Below are 3,817 nucleotides of genomic sequence, written 5' to 3'. Positions count from 1 at the left end.
TAGATCCGAAGCTACAGGTGGCTGTGGCGTTTTGTCAGTAATATCTGTATCTGTCGCTGCAGTGCCAGCTACATTGCTAGTTTTCGCCACAACTGTAAATGTTTCATTGGCTGAAACTTTTAGCTCATCCGCTGGAACACTCGCGGTCCACTTGCCATCTACACCGACAGTTGTGGTCACCTCTACAGGGATTGATGCACTGCCACTACCGGTGATGGTTACTGTTACAGTTTGACCCGCTTCTACATTTGCGGTCGTACCAGATACAGTAAATCCTGCTGCAGCTTCTGCGACGGTGATAGTAGCGTAGCCGTCAGTACCTTCAGTCACTTCTGCATCACCAGCGATGCTGTTGATGTTGATGGTTGGTGTTTGTGAGTATTGAACATTTAAAATACCCTCACCGTAGTTTCCTGATAAATCCTGTACTTTAAACAGAACTTTATTTTCTCCAACCACCAAATTCTCAGTACCTTGTAGCGTGTAAGTCCACTTAGTATATTGAGGTTGATCTTTGTAGCTTGGCAATTGGTTATCAAAATCAATCGTAACAGGAACATAGCTTGCACCATTGTCAAAGCTCAGCTCAAGCACACTACCCTTAAGGAAAATAGCATCATCAATCACCCCTGTGATTGTTGCAGTTGTGCTACCCACCTTTAAGGTTGCATTAGTAACAGCACCTGTTACATCATCAATATGTTGAACAGAACTTGGAACCACTAAGTCTGTATAAGCCACATCTGACTGACCATCAACGGAAATCTTGCCACGAGTTGCCTCTGCAAAGATTTCAATCTTACCAATCGATGTTTGTTCCATGGCTGTATTAATGCCAAAGTTTTCCACCTTGTCAGTCTGCTTCCAGTCCATCGCTTCAGAAGGGATGGTGAAGTTAGCAGTATCGCCAGCATTAATATCGGTACCTACCGTATATTGACTAATAACTGTTTCAGTACCGTCAGCCAATTTATATTTAACAACATAAACATCGCCAACTTGAGCATCCTGAGGGATAGTGATACTGCCTTCGGTTAAACCTGTTACCATATGAATATTTTGATCATAAAGTTCACCAAAGTTCAACCAACCATCATTTGCATACTGAGCTTTTTTATCAGTATAGACATTTAGGTTGAGGTCAGCATAATCACCATCGTCCGATGTAATCATTACAGTCGCAGTAGGCGGTGTGATCTCTAGCGTGTTATTGCTATCGGTGGCGTTTACTTCGTCACCGTTATTATCAGTTGCTTTTGCAGTAATGATCAGCTCACCATCAGTCAGCGTGCTAACATCAATATCACTGATGGTATAGCTGCCGTTAGCATCGGTGGTTGCTGTAGCAGTTACGGTGTTGCCATCTTTATCTTTATTAGCGATAGTCACAGTTACAGTTGCATTCGCTGGAACATCAGTAGAAGTACCAGTGATGTCGACAGTGCCGGTTGAGTTATCTACCACACCATCGACTGTCAGAGTACTTGCGATTGCATCCAGTTTAGCTGTATCGCTTGCTTCTGCTACTGCATCATTAACATTGCCTGCAGCATCTTTAGTGATAGACGCAACAGCAGTCAATGTGCCATTTTCAGCTGGAAGATCGATACCAGTAAAGGTATAAGTACCATCCGCTGCCTCTGTTGCAGTCAAGATGTGCTCAATCTTGGTAGGTACGCCATCGATAGTTACAGTCAATTCGATGATGTCGCCTGCTTTGGCTTCAAGATTCGCATCCGCATCTGTTGTGAAGTCAACCTTGATATCAGTGGTCGTTTCTGTACCTTTTTCCGTCGCATTGATTGTACCGTCATCAGGATTATTATCCATCATGATTGTTACAGCGGTTACTAGTGTGCTTGGCTCGGTGGTGTCAATCGTTACTACTTGATCATCAGTCGGACCTACATTGCCCACAGTATCTACAATGCGAGCCTGAATCGTTGTTTCACCTGCAGGAAGTGTCGTGCCAGTTGCATCAGCAGTCCAAGTAGTGCCTGAAGTGGGAGCATCAATCCAAGTTTTGCCGCCATCTAGGCTGACTTGGACTTTTTCATCTGCTGCCAATGGCGCTGCCAAAGTACCAGATACTACTAGCGTATTATCATTGGTGACAAAGTCATCAGTCTTAGCACCAGTGTCTTCGCTGATCGCTGTGATGTTGATACCATTGTTTTCACCAACTGTGGTGTCAACGCTAACAGTCTTAGAACCTTCAGCTGAGCTGTTGCCTGCTGCATCAGTCACTTGTGCTGTTACAGTGATGTCTTTACCATCTTTATCAGCAGTTGATACTGGCACAGTAACATAACCAGTAGTGATGTCTGTTTCGGTCAATGGGAAGCCTTTGTAATCAGGATCTGTAACAGGGTTGCCATCACGATCAACAGGTACACCATCAACTTTCACCAACATCAAATCACCCGTTTCACTGCCATCTGGTGTAGTGATATAAGCTGGTGTGCTGTTGTCAGGACCGATTTCATCAGCGTTCAAGATGTCATCTTTTTTACCAGTGTTTGGATCAACTTTGTCTTCACCAAATACGATGTTTGGTGCGCCATCGGTGTTAGCAGGTACTTTTGTGCCGTCTGGTAGGGTAACTTCTTTAGTTGAGTCATCTTTGTCATCAACAATGCCATCACCATTGGTATCGCCTGGGATTTTGGTGTCGACAGTTACTTTACCTTCTGCAGTTGCAGACTCATTGCCAGCTGGGTCTGTTACTTTCGCAGTGATTTCGATTTCAGTTAGGTCAGCTGTTGGTACTTCTTCGGTGTGATAACCCTTATCCAACATGTCCTGAGTAACTGGAATTTCTTTTTCTTCACCGTTGATAGTAACAACAAGGGTATCACCCAATTCAGTACCATCTGGGATAGTGATATGTACAGGAGTCTTACCATCTGTACCAATCTCACCAGCGTTTAGTACGCCATCACCATTGGCATCTTCACCAAATACGATGTTTGGTGCGCCATCGGTGTTAGCAGGTACTTTTGTGCCGTCTGGTAGGGTAACTTCTTTAGTTGAGTCATCTTTGTCATCAACAATGCCATCACCATTGGTATCGCCTGGGATTTTGGTGTCGACAGTGAAAGTTGGACCCTTAGTTGTATCGCTAGTGTTGCCTTTTGGATCAGTCGCAGTGATTTCACTGGTATAGGTGCCGTCTGGTAGATCAGAGGTATCTACAGTCCAAGTACCATCTGGTTTTACAGTGGTGGTTACAGATGTTTCATTGCCATCTTTATCAGTTAGGGTGACCGTGATGGTATCACCTGGATTTGCATCCGTACCTGAGAAGGTTGGCATGTCATCATTGGTGACGGTACCATTTGTAATCTCACCTACGATTGCAGGTACGTCGTCAGTCACTACTACGCCAGTAGGAGCATCCGGCTTATTCGGGTTTGGTACTTCACTGTTATTCTTCACAGGCAGATCAGTGAATGACTCGGCATCATTGCCCGCTACATCTTGGGTAGCTGCAGTGTCATTTTCTGCTGTTGGGTCAGTGTAGCTGACTTTAACAGTTTCACCAGCTTTTACTGGCTCAGGTAGTACTAGCGTAACTTTATCACCCTCAACTTTTACTGTTGGAGTTACTGGTTCGCCATTCACAGTCACCTTAAAGTCTTCAGGTTTTGGTGGATTGTTCGGATCTAGTGGCTCATCATAGGTCAATACGATGCTATTACCATCTGCAGGCACTTCGATATTCTGGACCTCTGGTGCATCAGTGTCTTTTGAAGCTTTGGTCTCTGAACCTTCATTTTTTGCTGCATCTTTGTTAGTTGCAGTAACATCAGTACCG

At 44.4% G+C, this 3,817-nt stretch carries 1 protein-coding gene; it reads right to left on the bottom strand.

Annotation, left to right across the window (positions count from 1 at the left end):
* On the bottom strand, positions 1-3,817 hold a 3,817-nt coding region (locus B0681_RS07790; protein ID WP_228143886.1), incomplete at both ends, for an Ig-like domain-containing protein.

Source organism: Moraxella porci DSM 25326, assembly GCF_002014855.1.
GTDB lineage: Bacteria > Pseudomonadota > Gammaproteobacteria > Pseudomonadales > Moraxellaceae > Moraxella > Moraxella porci.
The sequence above is the reverse complement of the archived record's forward strand: the minus strand, read 5'-3'. Positions and strand labels throughout refer to the sequence as shown.